This window comes from Actinomadura sp. NPDC048394, from assembly GCF_040651755.1.
Lineage (GTDB): Bacteria > Actinomycetota > Actinomycetes > Streptosporangiales > Streptosporangiaceae > Spirillospora > Spirillospora montaniterrae.
The window spans coordinates 25,761-51,504 of sequence record NZ_JBEZJL010000080.1 but is presented as its reverse complement, the minus strand read 5'-3'; the positions used below and the strand labels follow the sequence as shown (position 1 = coordinate 51,504).

At 72.2% G+C, this 25,744-nt stretch carries 20 protein-coding genes and 1 riboswitch; of the genes, 16 read left to right on the top strand and 4 right to left on the bottom strand.

From position 1 onward, the window contains the following. Positions 1 to 223: 223 nt before the first annotated feature. From AB0C78_RS40715 to AB0C78_RS40700, 4 genes are all read left to right on the top strand, one after another. Positions 224 to 1,570 (top strand): lipase family protein, encoded by a 1,347-nt coding sequence (locus AB0C78_RS40715; RefSeq protein ID WP_360758881.1) that lies wholly within the window; start codon positions 224 to 226, stop codon positions 1,568 to 1,570. Between the two features lie 189 nt (positions 1,571 to 1,759). After that, the gene (locus tag AB0C78_RS40710) at positions 1,760 to 2,536 is read left to right on the top strand and encodes a GNAT family N-acetyltransferase (protein ID WP_360758879.1); all 777 of its coding nucleotides are present in this window, start codon (positions 1,760 to 1,762) and stop codon (positions 2,534 to 2,536) included. Then, positions 2,533 to 2,751: a translation initiation factor IF-1 gene (infA, locus tag AB0C78_RS40705; RefSeq protein WP_360758877.1), complete on the top strand. Its 219-nt coding sequence runs from the start codon at positions 2,533 to 2,535 to the stop codon at positions 2,749 to 2,751. The genes AB0C78_RS40710 and infA overlap by 4 nt, the downstream gene beginning before the upstream one ends. Before the next feature lie 479 nt (positions 2,752 to 3,230). Beyond that, entirely contained in the window at positions 3,231 to 5,117 is a 1,887-nt protein-coding gene (locus AB0C78_RS40700) for a serine/threonine-protein kinase (RefSeq protein ID WP_360758875.1), read from the top strand. A 12-nt stretch (positions 5,118 to 5,129) separates the two neighbouring features. On the opposite strand, the gene AB0C78_RS40695 is transcribed toward AB0C78_RS40700, so the two are convergent. Together AB0C78_RS40695 and AB0C78_RS40690 are read right to left on the bottom strand one after the other, a co-directional pair. Next, positions 5,130 to 6,608, bottom strand: coding sequence for an OmpA family protein (locus AB0C78_RS40695; RefSeq protein WP_360758873.1), 1,479 nt, complete (start codon positions 6,606 to 6,608; stop codon positions 5,130 to 5,132). Between the two features lie 155 nt (positions 6,609 to 6,763). Further along, positions 6,764 to 8,599: an acyl-CoA dehydrogenase gene (locus AB0C78_RS40690; RefSeq protein WP_360758871.1), complete on the bottom strand. Its 1,836-nt coding sequence runs from the start codon at positions 8,597 to 8,599 to the stop codon at positions 6,764 to 6,766. 502 nt (positions 8,600 to 9,101) lie between these two features. On the opposite strand from AB0C78_RS40690, the gene AB0C78_RS40685 reads away from it, so the two are divergent. The 11 genes from AB0C78_RS40685 (at position 9,102) to AB0C78_RS40635 (ending at position 23,608) form a co-directional block, all read left to right on the top strand. After that, positions 9,102 to 10,370, top strand: coding sequence for a glycosyltransferase family 2 protein (locus AB0C78_RS40685; protein ID WP_151546779.1), 1,269 nt, complete (start codon positions 9,102 to 9,104; stop codon positions 10,368 to 10,370). Between the two features lies 1 nt (position 10,371). Continuing rightward, positions 10,372 to 12,591, top strand: a complete 2,220-nt coding sequence (locus AB0C78_RS40680; RefSeq protein ID WP_360758869.1) for a right-handed parallel beta-helix repeat-containing protein — start codon at positions 10,372 to 10,374, stop codon at positions 12,589 to 12,591. A gap of 1 nt (position 12,592) precedes the next feature. After that, positions 12,593 to 14,578, top strand: coding sequence for a right-handed parallel beta-helix repeat-containing protein (locus AB0C78_RS40675; protein WP_360758867.1), 1,986 nt, complete (start codon positions 12,593 to 12,595; stop codon positions 14,576 to 14,578). A 57-nt stretch (positions 14,579 to 14,635) separates the two neighbouring features. After that, positions 14,636 to 15,790, top strand: coding sequence for a right-handed parallel beta-helix repeat-containing protein (locus AB0C78_RS40670; protein ID WP_360758865.1), 1,155 nt, complete (start codon positions 14,636 to 14,638; stop codon positions 15,788 to 15,790). A gap of 36 nt (positions 15,791 to 15,826) precedes the next feature. Beyond that, a complete protein-coding gene (locus tag AB0C78_RS40665) occupies positions 15,827 to 16,978 on the top strand; it encodes a right-handed parallel beta-helix repeat-containing protein (RefSeq protein ID WP_360758863.1) in 1,152 nt (383 codons plus the stop codon). Between the two features lie 50 nt (positions 16,979 to 17,028). Then, complete coding sequence (locus AB0C78_RS40660) at positions 17,029 to 18,357, top strand: UDP-glucose/GDP-mannose dehydrogenase family protein (protein ID WP_151543274.1); 1,329 nt, start codon at positions 17,029 to 17,031, stop codon at positions 18,355 to 18,357. A gap of 85 nt (positions 18,358 to 18,442) precedes the next feature. Further along, positions 18,443 to 18,509, top strand: a riboswitch (guanidine-III (ykkC-III) riboswitch). 30 nt (positions 18,510 to 18,539) lie between these two features. Further along, positions 18,540 to 18,863: a multidrug efflux SMR transporter gene (locus AB0C78_RS40655; RefSeq protein WP_151543275.1), complete on the top strand. Its 324-nt coding sequence runs from the start codon at positions 18,540 to 18,542 to the stop codon at positions 18,861 to 18,863. Between the two features lie 98 nt (positions 18,864 to 18,961). Beyond that, on the top strand, positions 18,962 to 19,747 hold the full coding sequence (locus AB0C78_RS40650) for a sporulation protein (RefSeq protein ID WP_151543299.1): 786 nt from the start codon (positions 18,962 to 18,964) through the stop codon (positions 19,745 to 19,747). A 78-nt stretch (positions 19,748 to 19,825) separates the two neighbouring features. Continuing rightward, positions 19,826 to 21,295 (top strand): hypothetical protein, encoded by a 1,470-nt coding sequence (locus AB0C78_RS40645; protein WP_360758860.1) that lies wholly within the window; start codon positions 19,826 to 19,828, stop codon positions 21,293 to 21,295. Positions 21,296 to 21,348: 53 nt separating this feature from the next. Then, the gene (locus AB0C78_RS40640) at positions 21,349 to 22,104 is read left to right on the top strand and encodes an SDR family oxidoreductase (RefSeq protein ID WP_360758858.1); all 756 of its coding nucleotides are present in this window, start codon (positions 21,349 to 21,351) and stop codon (positions 22,102 to 22,104) included. 100 nt (positions 22,105 to 22,204) lie between these two features. Continuing rightward, positions 22,205 to 23,608 carry a hypothetical protein gene (locus AB0C78_RS40635; protein WP_360758856.1) on the top strand — a complete coding sequence of 468 codons (1,404 nt, stop codon included), beginning with the start codon at positions 22,205 to 22,207 and terminating at the stop codon, positions 23,606 to 23,608. Between the two features lie 51 nt (positions 23,609 to 23,659). On the opposite strand, the gene AB0C78_RS40630 is transcribed toward AB0C78_RS40635, so the two are convergent. Then, positions 23,660 to 24,280, bottom strand: a complete 621-nt coding sequence (locus AB0C78_RS40630) for a rhomboid family intramembrane serine protease (RefSeq protein WP_360758854.1) — start codon at positions 24,278 to 24,280, stop codon at positions 23,660 to 23,662. Positions 24,281 to 24,386: 106 nt separating this feature from the next. Here AB0C78_RS40630 and AB0C78_RS40625 point away from each other — a divergent pair, with 106 nt between their 5' ends. Next, positions 24,387 to 25,313, top strand: a complete 927-nt coding sequence (locus tag AB0C78_RS40625) for an NADPH:quinone oxidoreductase family protein (protein ID WP_360758852.1) — start codon at positions 24,387 to 24,389, stop codon at positions 25,311 to 25,313. Here the strand turns inward: AB0C78_RS40625 and AB0C78_RS40620 are convergent. Further along, positions 25,310 to 25,639 carry a WhiB family transcriptional regulator gene (locus tag AB0C78_RS40620; RefSeq protein ID WP_151543281.1) on the bottom strand — a complete coding sequence of 110 codons (330 nt, stop codon included), beginning with the start codon at positions 25,637 to 25,639 and terminating at the stop codon, positions 25,310 to 25,312. The two genes, AB0C78_RS40625 and AB0C78_RS40620, sit on opposite strands and share 4 nt — an antisense overlap. Positions 25,640 to 25,744: the final 105 nt, after the last annotated feature.

The window sequence follows — 25,744 nt, the reverse complement described above, 5'->3', positions numbered from 1 at the left end:
CCGGGGTGCGGGCCGCGGGGGGCCACCGCCCCGCCGCCCCGCGGCGCGTGGGCGCGTGGCCCTCGCGGCGCGCCCCGGGCCCCCCGCGCCGTTCCCGGCGCGCGCCTTCGCCATGTCAGCCGGGGGTGGATTGGAGCGCTCCGATTGCGCACCCCGCTTATAGGACGCGATGTCAACAGGTGGCAGAGTAAGCGCGTCCTTATCAGCGGCACCTGGAGCGAGCATGAGAAGAACCGGACCCCTGGCGCGCCGGGCATCGGCCGTGGCGTCGGCCGCCGTCCTGGCGGCGACCGCCCAGGCCGGACCCGTCCTGGCGGCCCCCTCGGACCCGGCGGCCGTCGTGTCCCGAGGCGTCACGATCCCGGTCTTCTACAACCCGCCCGCCACCCTGCCGCCGGCCAACGGCGCGCTCGTCCGGACCGAGCCGCTGCCGCTCGGGCTGAGCCTGCCGGGGCTGGACGGCCGTCCGCTGCCCGGCACCGCGACGCGGCTGATGTACAAGTCGACCGACTCCAACGGGAAGCCCGTCGCGGTGACCGGCGCCTACATCGAACCCTCCGCCGCCTGGAAGGGCCCCGGGCCCCGCCCGCTCGTCGCGCTGGCCTCCGGGACGATGGGGCAAGGCGACCAGTGCGCCCCCTCGTACGCCCTGCAGAACCCGCTGACGCTCACCGGCGACACGATGTCCGTGTCCTACGAGGACCTCGCGATCTACCGGGTTCTGTCCACCGGCGCCGCCGTCGTCGTCACCGACTACGTCGGCCTCGGCGCCACCGACCGGCTCCACACCTACGTGAACCGCCTCGACGAAGGGCACGCCCTCCTCGACGCCGCGCGCGCGGCGCGCGCCGTACCGGGAGCGTCCATCACGGCGAAGTCGAAGGTCGGGCTGTACGGCTACAGCCAGGGCGGCGGCGCCAGCGCCGCGGCCGCCGAACTCCAGCCGGCCTACGCGCCCGACGTCCACCTCGCCGGCACGTACGCGGGCGCGCCGCCCGCCGACCTGACCGCGGTCATGAAGGGCATCGACGGCAGCGCGCTCGTCGGCGCGCTGGGCTGGTCGATCAACGGTTTCGCCCAGTCCGACCCCGCCCTGCGCCGCCTCGTCGACGCCAACATCAACGCGGCGGGCAAGGCCGCGCTCAAGGACATGTCCACCATGTGCGTGGGCGACGTCCTGTTCAGGTACGGCTTCACCTCCAGCACCAAGTGGAGCGTCAGCGGCAAGCCGATCGCCGACATCCTCCCCGCCATCCCGGCGGCGCAGGCCGTCCTGGACAAGCAGCGCATCGGCCGGCTCAAGCCCGCCGGTCCCGTCCGGCTGACGACCGGCGTGAAGGACGACATCGTCCCGCACGCCCAGGCGCGGCAGCTCGCCGTCGACTGGTGCCGTCGCGGCGGCAACGTCAGCTACGTCCCCGTCGACCTGCCGAACCTCGGCGACAAGACCCTCCTGAACCACTTCGCGCCGCTCCTCCTCGACCAGCCCGACGCGGTCTCGTGGCTGATCGACCGCCTGACCGGCAAGCCGTCCCCGTCCACCTGCGCATCCGTCCCCGCCCGGCCCTGACCGAAAAGCAGTTGAGCGGGCGGCGGGCCGTGGCTACCGTCGTGGCCGGACCGTGAAGTCGTGCAAGGAGGTGAGGCCCCGTGAACACAGTCACCCATGGGTGCTCCCTCCGCCCGTCACGGTCCGGCGGCTGACGTTCGGTGTCGCCGGGAGCACCTGAGATCGAGGCGCTCCTGAAGGAGACTCCGAATGAACACGCAACCCTTCACGTCCGGCCTCGCCGGCGGCGCGGTCACGCGCGTCGCGGACAGGCACTGGCACGCACTCGACGACGACCGCGTGGCCGGCCGAGGCTACGCGGAGCACCGGCCCGACGGACGCCTGTTCGTCTGCATCGACGCCTGGCGCGACGCGACCTTCGACCGTCTCGCCGAGGCGATGCTGGCGGACCTGCCGGCGCCGCTGTACACGGTCGTCGACGAAGCCGACACCGACCTGACGGCCCGCTGGCTGCGGGCCGGTTTCACGATCCGGCGCCGCGAGCGGGAGTACGCCGTCCCGACGGACCCGCGGGTCACCGGCCTCGGCGACGTCCCGCCGCCCGAGGGCGTGACGATCCTGCCCGCCGGCCGGGCGGACCAGGACCTGCTGCGGGCGCTGGACGGTGCGATCCGTGCCGAGGTCGAGGCGACCGCCGGCTGGCAGTCGATGCCCGCCGAGGTGGTCCCCCGCCCCGGCGGCATCGACCCGTCCCGCTGCACGGTGGCCGCGGCACCGGACCGCTACCTGGGCCTGGTCCGGGTGGCGACGGTGCACCGGCCGCGCATCGGCCTGGTCGCGGTCCGGGCCGGCGAGCAGCGGCGCGGCATCGCCCGCGCCCTGCTCGCCCACACCCTGGGGACGCTCCACCGCTCCGGGTCCGACGTGGCCTGGGCCGAGGTCCACGAGTCCAACCACGCGGCATCGGCCCTGTTCGAGGGCCTCGGCGCGCGGCCGGCCGGCGGCAACCTGGAGCTGGTCCGATGACGAAGAGCGGCATCGAACTCGAAGGCCGGGTCGTCGAGTGCCTGCGCAGCGCCACGTTCACCGTGGAGCTGGTGAACGGCCACCGGGTCCTCGCGCATCTCAGCGGGAAGATGCGCAAGCACTTCATCAAGATCGTCCTGGAGGACCGGGTCCTGGTGGAGCTCACCCCGTACGACCCGATGCGCGGCCGCATCGTGTTCCGCTACCGGAACTAGCCGCGCGGCCGTCCGCGGACACGAGGGCGCGCGCCCACCCGGCGCGCGCCCTCCCCCGCACCGCGGACGTTCACCGGCACCGGATCCTGTTTTCGGACCGGCGGATAACGCGGCCGAGATGATCACAAAATCGCCCGCCGGAAATGGCCGCGAGCAGAAATCCGCACATCAACGCCGGCGGCCACGGCCCGCCGGGCGCGCGCGCCTTCCTCGGATATGGCGGCGACATTAAGATCCCCGCAGAACGCGCGGCGGGAGGATCGCCTTGGCCAGGTTCATGCCGTTGAGCACCGATGATCCGAGGACGGTCGCGGGACACACGCTGCGGTCCCGCCTCGGCGGCGGAGTCGTGGGCAGGGTCGATCTCTTGTTGCCGTGAATGCGCGGCTCGCCTTCATCCGGCTCACCGGCAGAGCGTCGTCGGATGCTCTGGCGTGGGCGGCGACCGGCCGGCAGGCGCCGAGCGAGTAGGCGGAGACATGGACGAGTGGCACGTCGACGGGTACACCGAGATCCGGGAACTCGGGCGCGGCGGTCAGGGACGGGTCGTCCTGGCCCGGGACGACGCGTCGGGCGCGCCCGTGGCGATCAAGTACCTGGCCGGAGGCGCGGACGAGGCGGAGCGGGAGCGGATGCGCCACGAGGCGCGGATGCTCGCCCGGGCCGACAGCCCGCATGTCGCGCGCCTGCACCGCCTGGTGGAGGGCGCGGACGGCGTCGCGATCGTCATGGAGGCGGTCGACGGGGTGTCGCTGAAGAAGCTTCTCGAGCGGAACGGGGCGCTCGGGCCCGAGGCGTCCCTGACGGTGCTGAAGGGTTCGCTGCTGGGATTGGCCGCCGCGCACGCGCTGGGCGTCGTGCATCGCGATTACAAGCCCGCCAACGTGGTGGTTCCGGCGGACGGGAAGAGCCGGCTGGTCGACTTCGGCATCGCCGTTCCGGCGGGACGGGAGGCGGGCGGCTCGGGGACCGCGTACTACATGGCGCCCGAGCAGTGGGACCGGCACGTCGCCCGGCCCGCCGGCGACGTGTACTCGGCGACCTGCGTGTTCGTCGAATGCGTCAGCGGGCGGCGACCCTTCGGCGGGGACCGGCGGGAGTTGAGGCGGGCGCATCTCACGGCGCCGGTGCCGGTCGAGGCCGTCCCCGAGCCGCTGCGCCCGCTGGTGGCGGCCGGGATGGCGAAGTCGCCGGACGACCGGCCGGCGAGCGCCGCCGCCTTCGTCGCGGACCTGGAAGGGGTCGCCCGGGAGGCGTACGGGCCGGACTGGGAGGAGCGGGGCGTCCGCACGCTCGCGGCGGCCGCCGCGGCGCTCGCCGCGCTGTTCCCGCTCGCCGCCTGGCTGCTCCCCGGCGGCCAAGCCGCGGGCCACGCCGCCGGGCAGGTCGCGGGCCAAGCCGCCGGGCACGCCGCCGGGCAGGCCACCGGTCATGCGGCGGGGCAGGCGGCGAGCGACACGGCCGGTCGCCTCGCCGCGGAAGGCGCCCGGCACGGCGCGGGCCACGCCGCAGGGGCCGGGAAGGGCGCCGCGGCGGGCGCGAAGGGGGCCGCCGGCGGGCTGAAGGGAGCGGGCGGGATCGCGGCGGCCGCGGCCGGGACGGCGGCGGTCGTCGCCGCCGGCGCCGTCATCGTCGCGACCACGACCGGGCACGGATCGGGCGGCAAGCACGACACCGGCGCGCCGCCCGCCGTCACCGTCGCCGCCGTCCGGGACTGCACGACCACCACCTACGCCGGCCCGACGATGACGACGATGACGCCGTCCGCCGGGCCCGCGAAGGTGCGGCTGCCCGAGCAGGTCACGCTCCCGAAGGGCGCGGCCGTCTTCCGCACCCAGATCGGGCAGTACCTGATCGCTCCGGCCGCCGAGCGGTGCGCGGGGTCCATGGGCGTGGACGGCGGCGGGGAGACCGACGTCCCGCCCCGCAACGGAACCGGGGGCGCGGGCCTGACCGGGACGATCACCCAGGTGCTGCCGGGAGGGGTCAGCTCGAAATACCAGATGGACTGCGACTACTTCCCCGATTCGCCGCAGGCGCAGCAGCAGGAGGGCGGCTGCCAGCCCCCGCTGCCCGTGCAGGCCATCCCGACCGGAGTGCGCACCATGCGGGCGTCCATCCGGAAGGACGAACTGACGAACGGCGGCCCGCCGAGCCCGTACGTGGCCGTGTCGTTCGCGACGATGGACGCGAACGGGTGGCCGACGGTGATCGGCTGCACCAAGCCGTGGTCGCAGGCCGACCTCTGCACGGCCGCCCTCACCTACGCGTTCGTGCAGGCCGCCGAAAAGGCACACGTCCCCAAGGCCGACCTGGACCGGGCGGCCCAGCGCATCAAGACGTTCGTGGCGTCCGCCAAGCAGTGACGCCGCGCGGGGTCACTGGACCGGGACGTTGAGGACCTTGCCGAAGGGGCCGCCGTCGAACACCACGGACGAGATGTTGCCGGGCGGGGCCGGGACGTAGATGAACCCGCGCTGCGGCTGGTTCACGGCGGTGAGGAAGGTGGCGCGGCCCGGGTCGACGTAGACGGCGGGCTTGCCGGGGTCGCCGGGGCCGACGCGGACGGCCCGGTACACGTCCTTGCCGCCCTGCGCGAGGACGGAGAACGACGTGAACGCGCCGCCCGGGTAGTCCTTGTGCGCGTAGTTCGCGTCGGGCGGGGTGGTGCCGGGGCCTTCGTCGGTGATGGTGAAGACGCAGACGATGTAGGCGCCGTCCCGGTAGAACGGCTTGACGTCCAGGCGGCGCTTGTCGGCGCCGAAGCGGCCGTACCGGCTCGCGACGGTGTTGCCGTCCTGGCCGTGGAAGGCGGCGGGCGCGACGGTGCCGCCGCGGCCGTCCGCGGCGGCGGTGCTGGAGCCGGTGGTGCCGTCGGTCTGCTGCCGGACGACGTAGGAGATCTCGACGCGGCGGTTGCGGGCGCGGGCCTGCGCGTCGTCCTTGCCGCCCTCCTTCGCGACCGGCTCGGCCTCGCCCTTGCCGTGCGCCGAGTACTTGAAGGAGCCGCCGAGCCGCTTCTTCATCTCGTTCATGACGGCTTCGGCGCGCTGGCGGGACAGCTTGAGGTTGTAGGAGTCGCTGCCCTTGCTGTCGGTGTGGCCGTCGAAGGTCAGCGGCCGCTTGTCCGGATCGGCCTTCGCCTTGATCTCCTGCGCGGCCTCGTCCAGGACGGACTTGGCGCGGCCGGAGAGCTTGGCGGAGTTGAACGCGAACAGCACGTCGGTGCGCAGGTTCATGGTGACGTCGGTGCCGCTGGACGTGACGTCCTTGATCTCGCCCTCGGTGATGTCGTACAGCTCGGCGGGGTTCCCGCCGGGCGTCGCGGCGCCCGCCGCGGGCGCGTCCCCGACGCCCGTCACGGGGATGCCGGCGTACTCGCCCGCGGTGCCGGGGGTGATCGCGGTGAGCTTCTGGACGTTCTGCGGGACGGCCGGATACTCGGCCTGCATCTGCCGGGTGGCGTTCGGCGCGAGCTGCGCGGCGCTGGTGGTCGCGGTCGGCTTGTACAGCTTCCCGGCCACGGGGTCGAGCAGCGCGATCTCGATCGGCACCGACTTCGGCGCCTGGTCGAGCGAGGTCAGGCTGTACTTCAGGACGGACTTGGCGCCCTGCCGCTCGACGCCGGTGATCTGGAGGCGGGCGTGCAGGCCGTCGGCGCCGCCGAACCAGCCCTCCTTGGTGAACCCGGCCGCCGCGGTGGTCGCCGTGGGCGTGGTGGAGCCGCCCGCCTTGGCGGTCGGCGGGTCGCTCTTGCCCGCCTTGCCGGAGTCGGAGCAGCCCGCGGCGACCAGCACCCCGGCGAGGGACACGGCCAGGGGGAGACGCAAAGAGACGCGGTGTCGGATGTCCGGCATCGGGTTCTCCGGTTCGGTTTCGGGGGGGCGGGGGGAGACGCGCCCACACTAGTGACCCCGGCGCGGGAAGCGCAGCGGCCCCTGCCGCACAAGGGTGGCAGGGGCCGCGCGTTCCCAGTCCGCGGGAGGGCGGTGGGCTCGGTGGTGCCGGCGGGTCAGAACGCCTCTTCGGGCAGCTCCATCACGTCGAGGGTGGTGGCCTCGGTGACGGCGCGGTCGGACGCGAGGCGCGGCAGGACGGTCTGGCAGAAGAACTGCGCGGCGGCGACCTTGCCGGTGTAGAAGGCCTTGTCGGAGTCGGAGACGTCCCCGCCGCCGAGGGCGGTGAGGGCGACCTCGGCCTGCCGGCACAGCAGCCACGCGACGATCAGGTCGCCGAGGGCGAGCAGCAGCCGGGAGGTGTTGAGCCCGACCCGGTACAGCTCCCTCGGGTTCTCCATCGAGCCGAGCGCCCACCCGATCATCGGGTTCAGCATGCCCTGCACGTCGTCGAGGGCCCGGCCGAGCAGGGCCCGCTCGTTCTTCAGCCGGCCGTTGCCCGCCTCGGACTCGGCGAACGCCTTGATCTCGCCGGCGAGCACCTTCAGGGCCTCGCCGTTGTCCCGCAGGATCTTGCGGAAGAACAGGTCCTGGCCCTGGATCGCGGTGGTGCCCTCGTACAGGGTGTCGATCTTGGAGTCGCGGATGTACTGCTCGATCGGGTACTCCTGCAGGAAGCCGGAGCCCCCGAAGGTCTGCAGCGACTCGGCGCCGAGCAGCGCGTAGGCGCGCTCGGAGCCGAAGCCCTTGACGATCGGCAGCAGCAGGTCGTTGATCTTCTCGGCCTGCTCGTCCTTGCGGCCCTCGTGCTCGGCGACCTGCACGGCGTCCTGGTAGGACGCGGTGAGCAGCACCAGCGCCCGCATGCCCTCGGCGTAGGCCTTCTGGGTCATGAGGCTGCGGCGGACGTCCGGGTGGTGGGTGATCGTGACGCGCGGGGCGGCCTTGTCGGTCATCTGCGTCATGTCGGCGCCCTGGACGCGCTCCTTGGCGTACTCCAGCGCGTTCAGGTAGCCGGTGGACAGGGTGGCGATCGCCTTGGTGCCGACCATCATCCGGGCGTACTCGATGACGAGGAACATCTGCTTGATGCCCTGGTGCACGTCGCCGACGAGGTAGCCGACGGCGGGGTGCTTCTCGCCGAGGGTGAGCTCGCAGGTCGTGGAGACCTTGAGGCCCATCTTCTTCTCGACGTTGGTGACGTAGGCGCCGTTGCGCTCGCCCAGCTCGCCGGTCTCGACGTCCACGAGGTACTTGGGGACGAGGAACATCGACAGGCCCTTGGTGCCGGGGCCGGCGCCCTCGGGGCGGGCGAGCACCAGGTGGAAGATGTTCTCGGCCATGTCGTGCTCGGCCGAGGTGATGAAGCGCTTGACGCCCTCGATGTGCCAGGTGCCGTCGGGCTGCTGGACGGCCTTGGTGCGGCCGGCGCCGACGTCGGAGCCGGCGTCCGGCTCGGTCAGCACCATCGTGGCGCCCCACTGCCGCTCCAGCGCCAGCTCGGCGAACTTCTTCTGCTCCGGGGTGCCGATGTGCCAGAGGATCTGGGCGAAGCCGGGGCCGGAGGCGAACATGTAGACGGCGGGGTTGGCGCCCAGCACCTGCTCGGCGACGGCCCAGGTCAGCGAGCGGGGGGCGCCGCTGCCACCGAACTCGGGGGCGAGGTCGAGGCGGTACCACTCGGCGTCCATCCACGCCTTGAACGACTTCTTGAAGCTCTCCGGCATCTGGACGGCGCCGGTGGCGGGGTCGAACGCCGGCGGGTGGCGGTCGGCGTCCTCGAAGGAGTCGGCCAGCGGGCCCTCGGCGAGCCGGTTCACCTCGTCGAGGATGCTGCGCACCGTGTCCTCGTCCAGGTCGGCGTACGGTCCGCTGCCGAGGAGGTCCTGGCGCTTGAACACCTCGAAGAGGTTGAACTCCAGGTCCCGGAGGTTGCTCTTGTAGTGCCCCATTCGAGACTCCGTCTGGTCCGGCGGCGCCGGCCGGCCCCGCACGTTCTACTGGTCAGTAACTCGACATCATGCTACCCGCTGGTAACCAGTGGCAACCACCCAAAACCGGGCGGCTTGCGGGACGCAGGCCACAGAGACGTTCCCGGTGGCGACTAAACGTGACACGAATCACACCACGCCTACTGGCGCGTAGCTAAAAGCCGACAAATGGCAATCAACCGGACTTCCAGCCCTCTACACGGCAGCTAACTACCGGTCGGGTGTTTCCGAAGCATGGCGTCCGTGCGTCCGGCTGCTTACGGACGCATCGATCGACGAACGATCCCCGGCAATCCCTTGACAGTTGATCATGCGGCACGATAAAGAGCCCCGCCAATAGGGCAAGTGTGGCCGCATCTGGCAAAGATGAACCAATTGCTGGTCTGCTCACTCTTACTTGAGGTGGCACGGGGTCGCAAGAGTCGGCGGAGCTCCCGATGCCACGGGAGAGAGAGGACCTGTTTTGTCGTCTGTCACGGGGTGGCTGAGTGACGCCTGGAGTTCGGTCGCGGGGGCGACGGCCGGAGGCGACTGGCGGAAGTTCGTCCCGCTGGGCTTCGCCGGGCTGCTCGTCTGGGGGCTCTGGCTCTACCGGGTGATCCTGTCCCGCATGGACAAGCCGGTGGTCAACAACTTCCGGACGACCGTCTCGGTCGTGGTCCCCTCCTACCGCGAGGACCCCGAGATCCTCATCCGCTGCCTGGAGAGCTGGCTCGCCCAGAACCCCAGCGAGGTCATCATCGTGATCGACGTCGCCGACACCGAGGGGCACCGGCGGCTCGCCCAGGTCACCGACCCGCGGCTGCACGTGCTCGTCTACGAGCACTCCGGCAAGCGCTCCGCGCTCGGCGTCGGCATCCGCGCCGCCCGCGGCGAGGTCATCGTGTTCGCCGACTCCGACACCTGGTGGCAGCCCGGCCTGCTCGACGCCGTCCAGATGCCGTTCGAGGACCCGCAGGTCGGCGGCGTCGGCACCCAGCAGAACGTCTACCAGCGCACCACCAGCGTCTGGCGCCGCATCGCCGACTGGCTGGTCAACCTGCGCTACTACGACTACGTCCCCGCGATGGGCTCCAAGGGCGGCGTCGCCTGCCTGTCCGGCCGCACCGCCGCCTACCGCCGCTCGGTCATCCTGCCGGTGGTGGAGAACCTGGAGAACGAGTTCTTCCTCGGCCGCCGCTGCATCGCCGGCGACGACGGCCGGCTCACCTGGCTCACCCTGTCGCAGGGCTACAAGACCGTGCACCAGTCGTCGGCGCGCGCGATCTCGATGTTCCCCGACTCGTTCCGGGCCTTCTTCAAGCAGCGCATCCGGTGGAGCCGCAACTCCTACCGCTGCTACCTGACCGCCCTGTGGAAGGGCTGGCTGTGGAAGACGCCGTTCGTCACCAAGGTCACCGTGCTGCAGATCCTGCTGACCCCGGTCACCATGGCCGTCACCCTCGGCTACCTGATCTTCAGCCGGATCGCCGACAACTTCAACCCGATCGGCATCACGCTCGCGCTCGGCTGGGTGCTGCTCGGCCGCGGCATCCGCGGCTGGTCGCACCTCAAGCGGCACCCCGGCGAGATCCTGCTGCTGCCGCTGACGGTGTTCGTCGTCATCGGCATCTCGCTGCCGATCAAGCTCTACGCGTTCATCACCATGAACAAGCAGGGCTGGCTGACCCGCACCTCCGACCAGGTCGGCGGCGCCGGGCAGAGCGCCAGCTCGCTCCAGGGAGTGGGCTGAGGTGACGCACCCGAACCACCGCCCGCGCCTTCCCGGCGCCGCGGGGCGGGGCCTCGCCACGGCCGCCGCCGCGCTCGGGCTCGGGCTCGTCCCCCTCGGGGTGCTGCCCGGGACGCCGGCGCCGCGCGCGCACGCCGACCCCGTCGCCGACGCCAACCGGCAGGCCGCGCTGGTCGACCAGGAAGACCAGCGGATCATGCAGACCCGGTCCGTGCTCTCGGCGATCCTGATGATCGGCGGGCAGGCGACCGCGCAGTGGAAGCGGCCGCAGATCTTCGGCTCCGCGCAGGGCAAGACGCTCGTCCTGCCGCCGACCACCAACGGACGCCCCTACACCATCGCCGACCTCGCCAAGTTCGGCGGCCAGTACTTCCGCCGCCAGACCGACGGCTCGTACCTGCTCGGCATCCACGTGTTCGTCGCCGACGGCGCGAAGCTGCTGCTCGCCAGCGGCACGAGCCCGCTCGTGCTGCGGATGGGCAGCCTGCCGGGCGCGTTCAGCTCCATCGTCAGCTTCGGCGGCACCGTCCAGATCAAGGGCACCCAGCGCGCCCCGGTGCAGATCACCAGCTGGAACCCGCGCGCCAACGCCCCGGACCGGCAGGTCGCCGACGGCCGCGCCTACATCCGCGCCGTCGGCGGCGAGTTCAAGATGGACTACACCAAGGTCTCCGACCTCGGCTTCTGGAGCGGCCGGACCGGCGGCATCGCGCTGACCGGCACCGACCGCCCGTCCAGCGCGAGCAAGCACCTGAACAAGGAGCAGCGGCACGCCGCCAAGAAGAAGCGCCAGGAGCAGCAGCAGAACGGCGGCAACACCGGCGGCGGCCCCGGCGACATCGAGACCGAGACGCCCGGCGGCACCGCCACGCACGTCCCGGCCGCCGACCTCGTCACCGGGTCGATCACCAACAGCACCGTCACCGGCGACGCGTTCGGGCTGTTCGTCTCCGGCTCCAACCAGACCCAGATCACCAACAACGAGATCCTGAACAGCCAGGTGAACGGGCTGGTCATGCACCGGTTCGCGAAGAACGCCAACATCGCGAACACCACCGTGCGGGGCAGCAAGGGCGACGGGTTCGTGCTGTCGCGGGCCACCGAGAAGATCCGCGTCACCAACTGCACCGCGGAGCGGAACGGCCACGACGGCTTCACGCTGAACGGCAAGGCGCTCGCGGACGGGCCGTCCGCGTCCGGCGAGTCGCTGGAGAGCTTCGGCGACAGCTCGATCAACAACAGCCTCGCCAAGGACAACGGCCACTACGGGATCGAGCTGCTCGGCGGCGACAAGCTGTCGGTGCAGAACAGCAAGGTCATCGGCGGCGACATGGGCATCGTCGTGCGGGACGCCGCCACCAACGTGCAGATCTCCGGCAACCAGCTCACCGGGCAGGTCCGGCAGGGCATCTCGCTGCGCGACGGGGTGCGGGACGCCAACCTCGCCGGCAACACCGTGGACGGCGCCCGCACCGGCATCTACATGCGCGGCTCGTCGGCGACGCTGCTCGGCAACACGATCAAGGGCGCGAAGGCGCACGGCATCTCGGTGATCGGCTCCGCGGGCGGCTCGGAGATCCGCGACAACACGCTCAGCGGGTCCGGCACCAGCGCGGTCAGCACGTCCCGGTCGCACGGGAAGGTCGTCAAGGAGGACAACAACGACGACGGCTGGCACGACACCGCGTCGCTGTGGATGAAGATCCAGCGGTACCTGACGCCGCTGAACGTCATCTGGACGTGCGTGTTCGCGGTCGTCATCTTCTCGATGATCCGGGCCCGCAACGACCGGCAGCGCATCGGCCGGCTCGGCCTGCACCCGTACACGCTGCAGCAGCCGCTGGAGAAGCGGCAGGTGTGGAGCCTGCCGCGGCGGTCGGCGCAGCCGCAGCCGCGGCCGATGCCCGCGCGGCCCGGCCCCATGCCGGGCCCGATGCCGGGCGCTCCCGCCATGGCGGGCGCCGGCGGCCGCGGCGTGAACCCGCTCGCCGCTCCGCCCGGGCAGCCGGTCGCCGGACGGCACGTGGCGCCGCCGCCCGGCGGGCCGTCCGCCTCGCCGACGGTCCCCGGCAACGTGCGCCGTCCCGCGGTGCCGCGCGGGCCGCAGCCGGTCGCGCCGCACTCGTCGCAGACGACCGGCCCGCGCCCGGTGCCGCCGCCGGCGACGCCGCCGCACCCGACGCCGCGCGGCGGCGTCCCGCAGCCGCAGAGGGGGGTCTGACATGAGCGGGCCGACACCGGCCGCCGGGCCGGCACCTGCCGGGCCCTCGGGTCCGCGGCACGGCGCCGCGCCGGAGAAGAAGAAGGGCGGCGCCGGCAAGGTCGTCGCGACGCTGCTGGTGCTGGGCCTCGCGGGCGGCGGCACGTACGCCTACCGCGTCTACTCCCAGCAGGACGGCGGGCTGCCCGGCGTCGACGACGTGGCGCCGAGCTCGGCGCGGCAGCAGTCGACGCTGGTCGACCAGGAGGACCTGCGGGTCATGCAGATCCGCGCCAAGCAGGAGTCCGACCTCGCGGGCGGCGGCGCGGCCGCCGCCGCGGCCCGCCAGCCGCGGCTGATGACCTCCGCCACCGGCCGGACGCTGATGCTGCCGCAGCGCCGGCAGCCCTACTACGTGTCCGAGCTGCAGAAGCTCGCCGGGCAGGACTTCCAGAAGCAGAGCGACGGCTCGTACCTGCTCAGCGTCAACGTCATGGTCGCGGCCGGCGGCAAGCTGATCCTGCAGAGCTCGACCGGGCCGCTGACGATCCGGATGCGCAGCGTGCCCGGCTCGTTCACCTCGATCGTCAGCGCGGGCGGCACCGTCCGGATCAACGGGTCGGCGCAGAACCCGGTCCGCTTCACCAGCTGGAACGACGACACGAACAAGCCGGACACGCAGGTCGCCGACGGCCGCGCCTACATCCGCGCCATCGGCGGCACGTTCGAGATGCACTACACCCAGACGTCGAACCTCGGCTTCTGGAGCGGCCGGACCGGCGGCGTCGCGCTGACCGGCTCCGACCGCCCGGACTCGTCCGCCGAGCTGGCCGACGCCGGGCCCGCGCACCGGGTGCAGCTGCCCGACGGCCAGCAGGAGGCGACGCAGGGCGACCGGCAGCGCGTCCAGGTCTCCCCGGCGGGCGCGGCCGGCAAGGGCGGCACGTTCGAGGTGCCGACGGCGAGCCTCGTCAGCGGGACGATCGACCACTCCAGCTTCGACGGCAACGCCTACGGGGTGTTCGTCACCGCGTCCAACCAGGTGCAGATCACCAACACCGACATCAAGAACAGCCTGGTCGACGGGGTGCTGCTGCACCGCTTCGCGAAGAACGCGACGATCGAGAACACCACGGTCACCGCCAGCCGCGGCGACGGCTTCGTGCTGTCCCGCGGGACCGAGGGCGTCCGCGTCACCAACTGCACGTCGAACGGGAACGGCGGCAACGGGTTCACGCTGAACGGGGAGCCGCTCGCCGAGGGGCCGTCGGCGTCCGGCGAGGCGATCACCAGCTTCGGCAACAACCTGGTGAGCAGCAGCGTCGCGAGGAACAACAAGCGGTACGGGGTGGAGCTGCTCGGCGGCACCAGCGTCGCCGTGCAGAACAGCCAGATCAGCGGCGGCGACATGGGGATCGTCGCGCGCGAGAAGGGCACCCGCATCCAGATCGCCGGGAACCAGGTGAAGGGGTTCGCCCGGCAGGGGATCGTGGTGCGCGACGGGATGACGGCCGCGACGGTGTCCGGCAACGTCGTCACCGGCGGGAAGACGGCCCTGTACCTCCGGGACGCCAACGGCACGTTCAACGGCAACACGGTGCAGTCGGCGCACCGGCACGGGCTGACGCTGCGCGGCAACGTCGGCGGCACCGTGATCACCGGGAACACGCTGAGCGGCGCCGGCACGAGCGTGATGGACGTCGACCGGGCCACCGGCAAGTACCAGAACGCCAACAACAACATCAAGGGATGGCACAAGACCGCGGGCTTCACGACCTGGCTGAAGCGGATCTTCAAGCCGCTGAACGTCATCTGGGGCGGCGTGTTCCTGCTGGTCGCCGTCTCCATGTTCCGGTCCCGTGGCACCCGGCTGCGCATCGGCAGCCTCGGCGCCCACCCGTACGCGGCGCAGGACAAGCTCGAGGAACGGCCCGTGCGGCTGCTCCGCCGCGCCGATACCGTCCCCTCCCAGGACGGTCAGCGGGTCGGTGCGCGCGCGGGGCGGTAGCCCGGCGTCCACGGCGGCACGACGCACCAGAGCGGTCATCCAAGGAGTAGTTCGGCAATGACGATCAAGATCGATGTCAAGTTCATCATCGGCCTCGCGGTCGGCGCGCTGGTCGCGGCGGGGCTGGTGCTGATCTTCACCACCGGCGGCGGGGGTGATTCGAAGAAGACCTCCGCGGACGGCAAGATCAGCCCCGCCCCGCAGAACGGCGGCGACCAGGGCGGCGACCAGGGCTCGGGCGACGGGGACGGCGACGGCGGCTCGGGCGGCGGCGCGCAGGCCGGCGCGCCGCTGACGCTGCCCGTCCCGGACGGCGGCGGGAAGGTCGCCTGCCCGAAGCCGACCAAGACCGTCAGCGACGCGAACTCGCTCCAGCAGGCGCTCAAGGGCGCGCAGGCCGGCGACGTCATCAAGATGAACCCCGGCAAGTACGTCGGCAAGTTCGTCGCGACCGCGTCCGGCACGCAGCAGCAGCCGATCTTCCTGTGCGGGGAGCAGGGGTCGATCATCGACGGCGGCGGCGTGAAGAAGGGCTACGGCTTCCACCTGGACAAGGCGAACTACTGGCGGCTGATCGGCTTCACCGTGCAGAACAGCCAGAAGGGCGTCGTCGGCGACACCACGAACGGGTCGATCGTGCAGGGCCTGACGGTGCACGACATCGGTGACGAGGCCATCCACGTGCGGGACTTCTCCACCGGCAACACCATCCAGTACAACAAGATCTTCAACACCGGGCTGCGGCGGGAGAAGTTCGGCGAGGGCGTGTACCTCGGCACCGCGCAGTCCAACTGGAAGTCGGTCTCCGGCGGCAAGGTCGACAACAGCGACAACAACGTGGTGCGCGGCAACGTCATCCGGGCGACCGCCGAGGCGATCGACATCAAGGAGGGCACGAAGGGCGGCAAGATCCTCAACAACGTGTTCGACGGGTCGAAGACCGGCGGCGACAAGCACAACGACTCGTGGGTGGACGTCAAGGGGAACGGCTACCTGATCGAGGGCAACAAGGGCGACAAGACGCCCGCGGACGGCTTCCAGGTGCACCAGATCATGAACGGCTGGGGCACCGGCAACGTGTTCCGCAACAACACGATCAACCTGGACGGCGGCAACGGCGTCGGGATCAACGACACCGTCGGCGGCAACACGATCGCCTGCAACAACAAGGTGTCCGGCGGACAGCTCACCAAGAAGGGCAAGTGCTCCTGACGCGCGGGGGCGCGTGAACGGGGACGGGGGTGAACAGTGAAGATCGATGTGAGGTTCGCCGGGGTGCTGGTCGTGGGGGCCGTCGCCACGAGCGCGGTGGTCGTGCTGGCCACCCAGGGCGGCGGCGGCAAGTCCAAGGACACCGCGGGGACCGACCCGTTCCCCGGGACGGGGCAGGCCACGCCCGCCGGCACGGGGAACGGAGCGGGCGCCGGGGCCGGGTCGGGCTCGGGGACCGGCACGGGCGGCGGGATCGGGCAGCCCGCGCCGGCGATGCCGCTGCCGTCGTCGTACCGGCGGATCGCGTGCCCGAAGGCGACGGTCACCGTGCACGGCCCCGTCCAGCTGCAGGAGAAGCTGAACACGGCCGCGCCCGGTGACGTCATCCGGCTGGCCCCCGGCCGGTACGCCGGCCAGTACTCCAGCCAGAAGTCCGGCACCCCGGCCAAGCCGATCTTCGTGTGCGGGACGCCGCAGTCCGTGCTGGACGGCGGCGCCGTCACCAAGGGCTACGGCTTCCACCTGGAGAACGCCGCGCACTGGCGGCTCATCGGCTTCACCGTCACCCGCAGCCAGAAGGGCGTCATGCTCGACGGCACCAGCGGGACGGTCGTGCAGGGGCTGAACGTCCACGACGTGGGCGACGAGGCGATCCACCTGCGCAACTTCAGCACCGGAAACGCGGTGCAGTACAACACCATCACCCGCACGGGCCGCGGCAACCCGCGCTTCGGCGAGGGCGTGTACCTCGGTTCGTCGCACAACAACTGGGGCCAGCTCACCCAGGGCAAGCCGGACGCCAGCGACGCCAACCTCGTCGCCGGGAACCGGATCACCGCCACCGCGGAGGCGGTGGACATCAAGGAGGGCACGTCCGGCGGGCGCCTCGTCGGGAACGTCTTCGACGGCTCGCAGCTCTCGGGCGGCGGCGTCAACGACTCGTGGGTCGACGCGAAGGGCAACGGCTACGTCATCGAGGGGAACCGCGGGACCAGGACGGTCAAGGACGGTTTCCAGACCCACGAGGAGTACAAGGGCTGGGGGACCGGCAACGTCTTCCGCCGCAACGTCATCGACCTGGGCGGCGCCAAGGGCGTCGGGATCTTCCTCGGTTCGGACGGCAACACGGTCGCCTGCGACAACAGGGTCTCCGGCGGCGAACTGATCAACAAGGGCAAGTGCTCCTAGAGCCATCGGGAGTCGTCTCTTCCGTCAGCTGTGAAGAAGGAGAAGTGCAAATGAACCCGACGGAGTCCCCGCGGCTCACCGTCATCGGCACCGGCTACCTCGGCGCCACGCACGCGATCTGCATGGCCGTGCTGGGCTTCGAGGTCCTCGGCGTGGACGTCGACCAGCGCAAGGTCGACAGGCTCGCGTCCGGTGAGGTGCCGTTCTTCGAGCCCGGCCTGCCGGAGCTGCTCACCAAGGCGCTGGAGTCCGGGCGGCTGCGCTTCACCACCTCCTTCGAGGAGGCCGGCGAGTTCGGCGACGTCCACTTCCTGTGCGTGGGCACGCCGCAGCAGCCGGGGTCGGACGCCGCCGACCTCACCTACGTCGAGGCGGCGGTACGGGCGCTCGCCCCGAACCTGACCCGGCGCGCGCTGGTCGTCGGGAAGTCGACGGTCCCGGTCGGCACGGCGAAGCGCATCACCGGCGTCATCCACGACCTCGCCCCGGCGGGCGAGGAGGTCGAGCTGGCGTGGAACCCCGAGTTCCTGCGCGAGGGCTTCGCCGTGGACGACACCATGCGCCCGGACCGGCTGGTGTTCGGCGTCGCGTCCGACTGGGCGCTGGAGCGGCTGGAGGCCGCGTTCAAGCCGATCCTGGACCTCGGCACCCCGGTGGTCCGCACCGACCTCGCGACCGCGGAGCTGGTGAAGGTCGCCGCGAACTCCTTCCTCGCCACGAAGATCTCCTACATCAACGCGATGGCGGAGGTCTGCGAGGCGGTCGGCGCCGACATCAAGCACCTCGCCGACTCGCTCGCCCTCGACGACCGGATCGGCGGCAAGTTCCTGAAGCCGGGCCTCGGCTTCGGCGGCGGCTGCCTGCCGAAGGACATCCGGGCGTTCGCGCACCGCGCGGAGGAGCTCGGCGTCGGGCAGGCCGTGTCGTTCCTGCGCGAGGTCGACGACATCAACCGGCGGCGGCGCGCCCGCACCGTCGACCTCGTCCGGGAGATGCTCGGCGGGATCTCCGGCAAGCGGATCGCGGCGTGGGGCGCGGCGTTCAAGCCGAACTCCGACGACATCCGGGACGCACCCGCGCTGGACGTGGCGCGCACCATGCACGGGCTCGGCGGGCACGTCCGCGTGTTCGACCCGGCGGCGCTCGACAACGCGCGGCGCGCGTTCCCCGAGCTGCGCTACGGCGACAGCGCGCTGGACGTCGCGCAGGACGCCGACGTGGTCGTGCTGCTGACCGAGTGGTCGGACTTCAAGGAGATCGAGCCGGACGCGCTGGCGCAGGTCGTCCGGCACAAGCGGATCGTGGACGGCCGGCACGCGCTGGACGCCGCGAAGTGGCGCTCGGCGGGCTGGGAGTACCGCGCGCTGGGACGCTCCTGAGGCCGCGTTCCGCGCGCCCGCACGTTCCCGCCGGTGACATGGGCCACCGGCGGGAACACCCCGCACCGCGGGGCCGTTGACGCGGACGAGGGCCCCCGAGCGGGCCCTCCCGGACGAGGTGCGCCGTACCCGGAAAGCGAAGACGACGCGTGACCGTGCCGTCTACGCATCCGGGAGTCACCATGGCGTGGATCCTCGTCATCCTCGCGGGCCTGTTCGAGGTCGCGATGGCGCTGTGCCTGAAGGCCAGTAAGAATTTCTCCGAGTGGCTGCCGTCCGCCGGGTTCCTCGTGTTCGCCGTGACCAGTTTCGGCCTGCTCAGCCATGCGCTGAGGACGCTGGACGTCGGCACCGCGTACGCCGTCTGGGTCGGGATCGGCGCCGTCGGCACCGCGGCGCTCGGCATGCTGGTGATGGGCGACCAGGTGTCCGCGGTGAAGATCGGCGCGCTGCTCTGCATCATCGTCGGCGTCGTCGGCCTGAACCTGGCCGGTGGGGGCCACTGATTCGCCTTACGACCTGCCATTAAGGAACGTACTCTCCCGTAAGCGCGTCTATGGGACGACGGGAGCACCGGGGGTGCTCGGACACAGGAGGACGGACCTTGGTCTTCAAGAAGCTGCGGCAGGCGATGGGCATCGGCGGGCCCTCGATCGAGACGACGCTGCACGACCCGAACACCACCCCGGGCGGGGTCGTGACGGGCGAGGTCGTCATCATCGGCGGCCAGTACAACTCCGACATCAAGTCGGTGAACCTCGCGCTGCGCACCCGGGTCGAGGTCGAGACCGACGACAGCGAGTACACCTCCAACATCGAGTACGCGAAGATGCCGGTCGCGGGCGGGTTCAAGCTGGAGGAGGGGATGCGGCACAGCGTCCCGTTCCAGTTCCCGATCCCGTGGGAGGCGCCGCTCACCCACATGTACGGGCATCCGCTGCACGGCACCACGGTCGGCATCGCCACCGAGCTGGAGGTCGCGGGCGCGCTCGACCCGGGCGACCTCGACCCGATCGCCGTGCACCCGCTGCCCGCGCAGGAGCGCATCCTCGCGGCGTTCTCGAACCTCGGCTTCCACTTCCGCAACGCCGACTGCGAGAAGGGCCGCATCTGGGGCGTGCACCAGGAGCTGCCGTTCTACCAGGAGATCGAGTTCCACCCGCCGCACCAGTACGGGCACGGCATCAAGCAGCTCGAAGTGACGTTCGTGTCGTACCCGCAGTCGATGGAGGTCGTCCTGGAGCTGGACAAGCGCGGCGGCGTCTTCACCGAGGGCCACGACGCGTTCAGCCGCTTCACCGTCGACTACGCGACCGTCGAGCACACCGACTGGGAGCGCGAGCTGGACGGCTTCCTCCAGGAGGCCGGCCGCCGCCGCGGCTTCTTCTAGGCCCTGAGCTGGGGGGACGACGCGGGCCCCCTCCGCGGTGTTGATCGCGGAGGGGGTCTCCGCGTAGAAAGGGTTCCCGTGCCCCAGCCCCCCAGCGAACCTCCCGGCCTCAGCGCCGCCGAGCGGCGGTTGTGGGCCGCGTTCCCGACCGGCGCGCGGGTCGTCCTCGGCGACGACCGTCCCGCCGGGCCGCTGCCCGAGCGGATCGTCCGGGCGGAGGTCATCAACCGGCTGCTGCTGGGCGCGGGCGAGACGCGGTCCGGGGCCGTCGCGGCGGTCCGGCTGCGCGGCGCGTACGTCACCGGCCGGCTGGACGTGTCCGGCGGCACCGTCGAGCACGAGCTGCGGCTGGAGCGGTGCCGGCTCGTCGAGGAGCCGCGGTTCGCCAACGCCCGCACCCGGCAGCTGCGGTTCGGCGACTGCCGGATGCCGGGCTTCGACGGCGGCGGGCTGCAGGCCGACGGGTACCTCAGCCTGTCCGGCTCGGAGATCGAGGGCGAGGTGCGGCTGCCGCGCGCGCAGCTGCTCGGCGGCTTCCGGATGAACGGGACCCGCATCACCGCGTCCGCGCCGGACAAGTGGGCGCTGTTCAGCGGCGGGCTCGTCGTCGACGTCGGGATGTTCGCGCAGCACGCGCACATCACCGGCGGGGTCCGGCTCGTCGGCGCGAAGATGAACGGCGGGCTGTTCATGCAGGGCACGACGCTGTCCAACCCGGGGCGGATCGCGCTGGACGCGCAGAACATGGTGGTCGAGAACACCGCCGAGTTCAGCGCCGGCTTCCACGCGGTCGGGACGGTCCGGCTGCGCAGCGCGAGGTTCAACGGCATCCTGTCGTTCTCCAAGGCGGTCCTCGACTCGGCCGACCCGGGGCGGATGGCGCTGCACGCCAGCCACATGGTCTGCGACGAGCTGCTGCTGTGGCCGGCGGAGAAGATCAGGGGCCGGGTGTCGCTGTCGTTCTCCCGGATCGACCTGATCATGGACCATCCGTCGATCTGGCCGGACGAGCTGTACCTCAACGGGACGACGTACCAGACGCTGCGCGGCGGGGAGTTCAAGGACCGGCTGAGCTGGGTGTCCCGCGACCCGGAGTTCCATCTCCAGCCGTACGAGCAGCTCGCCGCCTGGTACCACGGCATCGGCCACGACGACCTGGCGCGCCGGGTGCAGCTCGCGAAGCTGCGCGCCCGCCGCCGCAAGGCGAACCCGGTCGGGCGGGTGTGGAACCACGTCCTGGACTGGACGGTCGGCTACGGGTACCGGCCGTGGCTGGCGTTCGCGTGGTTCGCGGTGCTGCTCGCCGTCGGGACGGTCGTGTTCTCCCTCGACCATCCGAAGGGCATCAAGCAGCCGGCGGAGCAGCCGCATTTCCACGCGCTGGTCTACAGCCTCGACCTGCTGATCCCGATCGACACGTTCGGGCAGCAGCAGGCGTTCGACCCGCAGAACTGGTCCCGGTGGGTCGCCTACGCGCTGATCGCGACCGGGTGGGTGCTCGCGACCGCGCTCATCGCCGGCGTCACCCGCGTCCTCCGCCCGAACTGACGCCCCGCCCCGCGCGTCCATCGGGGTAGGGAGATCGAGGAGAATGGGGCCCCATGGGCACGTATCTGATCACGGGGGCGACCGGCGGCATCGGGACCGCGGTCGCGGAGCTGCTGCGCGAGCGCGGGCACGACCTGGTCCTGACCGGCCGCTCCGCCGACCGGCTGGGCGAGCTGGCCGGGAAGCTGCGCACCGGCGCCGCGCACGCCGCCACCCAGTCCATCGCGATCGCGCCGGGCGCGCCGCCCGCCGCCGCGTCGGGCGCGTCCATCACGACGGTCCCGCTGGACCTCACCGAGCCGCGGCGGATCGAGGCGGTGCTCGCGGGCGCGGAGCTGCCGGGGCGGCTCGACGGCGTGATCCACGCGGCGGGGGTCGTGCATCTGTCGCCGGTCGCCGAGCTGGAGGCGGACGAGTGGATGGACCACCTGTCGGTGAACCTGGTGTCCGCCGCCGAGGTGACGCGGCTGCTGCTGCCCGCGCTGCGCGCGGCCGGGGGGCACGTGGTGTTCGTCAACTCGACCGCGGGGCTGCGCGCCAATCCGGAGTGGTCGGCGTACGCGGCGAGCAAGTTCGGGCTGCGCGCGCTCGCCGACTCGCTGCGGGCGGAGGAGCCGTCGCTGCGCGTCACGACGGTCTACCCGGGGCGGACGGCCACGGAGATGCAGCGGAAGGTGCGCGCGCAGGAGGGCCACCCGTACGCCGAGGACGACTTCGCCGCGCCGGGCACCGTGGCGCGCGTGCTGGTCGCCGCGCTGGAGACGCCGCGGGACGCGGTCGTGTCGGACGTGACCGTCCGGCCGAACTAGCGGTTTTCCGGACGACCCGGGACCTATAGGGATGTCCAATTATTTCCGATAGATCCGCATAACTCGCTTGCCGTGCGGGCGGGCGGGCAGTGCTCGGGTCGTGACGCAGAGTTACTCACGGCCAGAGGACGCCGACCGCCGGATCCCCGGCGACGGCCCCGAACCCGGCGGGACGCACCTGCCGCCGCCCCGCATGCCGCGGACCTGGCGCCGCCGATGGCTCCCGGCGGTGTGGCCGTCCCGGCGGGTGCGGTTCGCGGACGTCGCCGCGCCGCGCCCGCTCGACCGGCCCCGGACGCGGATGACGCTGCTCATCGCCGTCGCGGTGCTGCTCGGCTCCGGCCTGTGGCTGCTGCGCTGGTCGGGGAGCGCCGCCACCGCCACACCGGACACCTTCTGGTACGCGCGCGACGCGCTCCGGTACGCGGGCTGGTCCGCACCCGCCGCCGACCGCGGCGCCGCGGAGATCACCTGCGACGCCCTCATGCGGGGCACCCCGCGCCCGGCGGGGAGCCGCGCCGACTGCGTCGAGTACCGGACCGCGCTGCCCGGCGTCGCACCGGACCGCTTCCAGCGGATCTTCACCTCGCGTCCCGGATACCCGCTGCTCACGGCCCCGTTCGTGCGGATGATGGGGCTGTCCGGGGTCGCCGCCGGGACGGCCGCGCTGGGGGTGGCGTGCGGGGTCGCGGCCGTCCTGCTGGCGCTCGCCATCGGGCTGCGGCCCGTCCAGGCCCTGGCGGCGGAGGCCCTGTTCTACCTGCTGCCGACAGGTTTCTGGGCCAGCCGCCTGCTGGCCGAGGCGCCCATGCTGCTCTGCGTGACGGCCGCGCTGGCGGGCGCCGTGCTGGTGCTGCGCGGACGCGCCGTCATCGCGGGATCGGCGCTGCTGGCCTGCGCGCTCGCGCTGCTGTGCGTCGTCAAGCCCGCCAACGGCGTCGCGCTGGCCGCCGCGCTCGCCGCGGGCGCCGTGCTCCTGCTCCCGGTCTTCGCGTCGCGGCGGACGTTCCTGGCCGTCGCCGGCGTCGCGGCAGTCGTGCTGGTGGGCAACCTGTGGATCAGCTCCGCCCTGCACCTGCCGGGCGTCCACGAGACGCTCCAGGACACCTTCACCCGGCATTTCCGGCATCCGGACGTGCCCGACCCGTGGCACCGGCTCTCCGACGCCGCCGGGGACCTGTGGAGCGGCGACATCGGCCCGGCGATGCTCGAGAACCCGCTGATCCCGGCCGCGTTCCTCTTCGCCGCCGCCGGGCTGGTCGCCCGCGTCCGCTGGGACGCCGCCTGGCCGCTCGCCGCCGCGGGACTCACGGGCGCGGCCGTCGCGTCGATGCACCCGCTCGTCGACGAGATGCCGCGGCTTGCCGTGGCGGCGTGGATCCCCGTCGCCTTCGGCCTGGCCGCCCTCACCGCCCCGGCCGCCGCCGAACGGCTCGACGAGCCCGTCGCCGCCCGGCCCCGGCGCGTCGAGGCGGAGACCGCCGACCTCACCCCCGGCCGGTGACCGCGGCGCTCGCTCCCGGCCGGTGACCGCGGGCAGTGGTGACCGCGGGCCTCAGATGCCGCGGGTGACCGCCGGCGGCTCGACCCGGCCCCGGCGCAGGAACCACGCGCCCAGCACGCCGCCGATCAGCCCGAACAGGTGGCCCTGCCACGAGATCGTCGGGTCGTTCGGGACCACGCCGACCAGCATCGTCCCGTAGACCGCGACCACCAGCACCGCGATCACCACGTCCAGCACCCGCCGCTCGAAGATCCCGCGCCCGACCAGGTAGCCGAAGAACCCGAAGATCAGGATGCTGGAGCCGAGCGTGTTCGCCGAGCTGAAGAACCACACGCCGAGCCCGCCGACCACGATGATGATCAGGCTCGCGGCGAGGAACTTCGCGATGCCGCGCGCCGCCGCGATGAACCCGAGGATCACGAACGGGATCGTGTTGGCCATCAGGTGCGGGAAGCCCGCGTGCATGAACGGCGCGGTGAAGATGTCCGGAAGGTCGTCGACGTCGTGGGGCTGGATGCCGAACTGGTCGAGCGCGCCGTTGTCGAGCACGTCGATGCCCTCGAGAATCCACATCACGACCGTCACCGAGCCGATGAGCACCGCCGCCGACAGCGCGCGCGTGCCGGCCTTGACGAGCCCGTCGGAGCGTTGCCTGTCGGGGGTGTAGCTCATGTCGCCACCGTATGACCGATCGATCCTGCCGTCACCGGGTCAACGCGCGCGCCCCCGGGAAGGTGCCCGATGGTGAACCCGATTCGGTTTCCGGCATAGTGGACGGATGCGCGCTGCGATCTGCGAGGAGCTCGGCTCCGTCGTCGTCAAGGACACCGCCCCCGCCGAACCCGGGCCCGGCCAGGTCCTGCTCACCGTCGAGGCGGCAGGCGTCAACTACGTCGACGCCCTGTTCGTCCAGGGCCGGTACCAGATCAAGCCGCCGCTCCCGTTCGTCCCGGGCAGCGAGGTCGCCGGCACCCTCCCCGACGGGACGCGCGTCCTCGCGATGTGCGGGCTCGGCGGGTTCGCGTCCCACGTCGCCGTCCCCGCCGCCGCCGCGGTCCCGATCCCCGACAAGCTGGACGCCCCGCGCGCCGCGACCTTCACCCAGAGCTACTGCACCGCGCTCTTCGCGCTCCGCGACCGCGCCGCCCTCGCCGCCGGCGAGACCGTCCTCGTCCTCGGCGCCGGCGGCGGCGTCGGCCTCGCCGCCGTCCAGGTCGCGACGGCCCTCGGCGCCCGCGTCCTGGCGGTCGCCTCGTCCGAGGAGAAGCGCCGGGCCGCCCTCGCCGCGGGCGCCGACTCCGCCGCCGGCCCCACCGACGTCAAGGCCGCGGCCCGCGCCTGGTCGGACGGCGGCGTCGACCTCGTCTACGACCCGGTCGGCGGCGCCCTCGCCGACCCCGCGCTGCGCGCCCTGCGCGAGCGCGGCCGCTACGTCGTGATCGGCTTCGCGTCCGGGGACATCCCGTCCCTCCCGCTCAACCAGGTCCTGCTGCGCAACCGCTCCGTCGTCGGGGTCGACTGGGGAGCCTGGTCCATGACGCACCCCGCCGAGCAGCGCGCGCTCCTCGACGAGCTGCTCGCGATGGTGGCCGAGGACCGGCTCGACCCAGTGGCCCCGCGCACGGAGCCCCTCGCGTCCGCGCCGCGGGTCCTGGACGACCTCCTCAACCGGCGCGTCGTGGGCAAGGTCGCCCTGCTGCCCTAGGCGGCGGAGGCGTGCTCCGACTCGGACGCGTCGCCGCGGACCACGATCACCGGCAGCCGCCGCCGCGCGGGGGCCTCGGCCGTCCGGCGCAGGTAGCGCCGCTCCTCCGGGGTCGTCCCGCCCCAGATGCCGTCGGGCTCGCCCACCCGCAGCGCCCACGCGAGGCACTCCGCCTTCACCGGGCAGTTCGCGCAGATCGCCTTCGCCGCGTCCATCTGAGCCTGGAGCACCGGCGCGGAGTAGCCGATCGGGAAGAACAGATCAGGGTCGGCGCCGCGGCAGATGGCGTGGTCGGTCCAGTGTTCCTCGTTCTCGTCGTTGTGCATGGCTTTCTCCCTGCGGGGCATGGGGTGAGGAGGCCACCGGCGGTTCGCTCTGGGGTGGTCTCCACTCAACGTAGTACTACGTGCGGTAGTACTACAAGTCGTTGT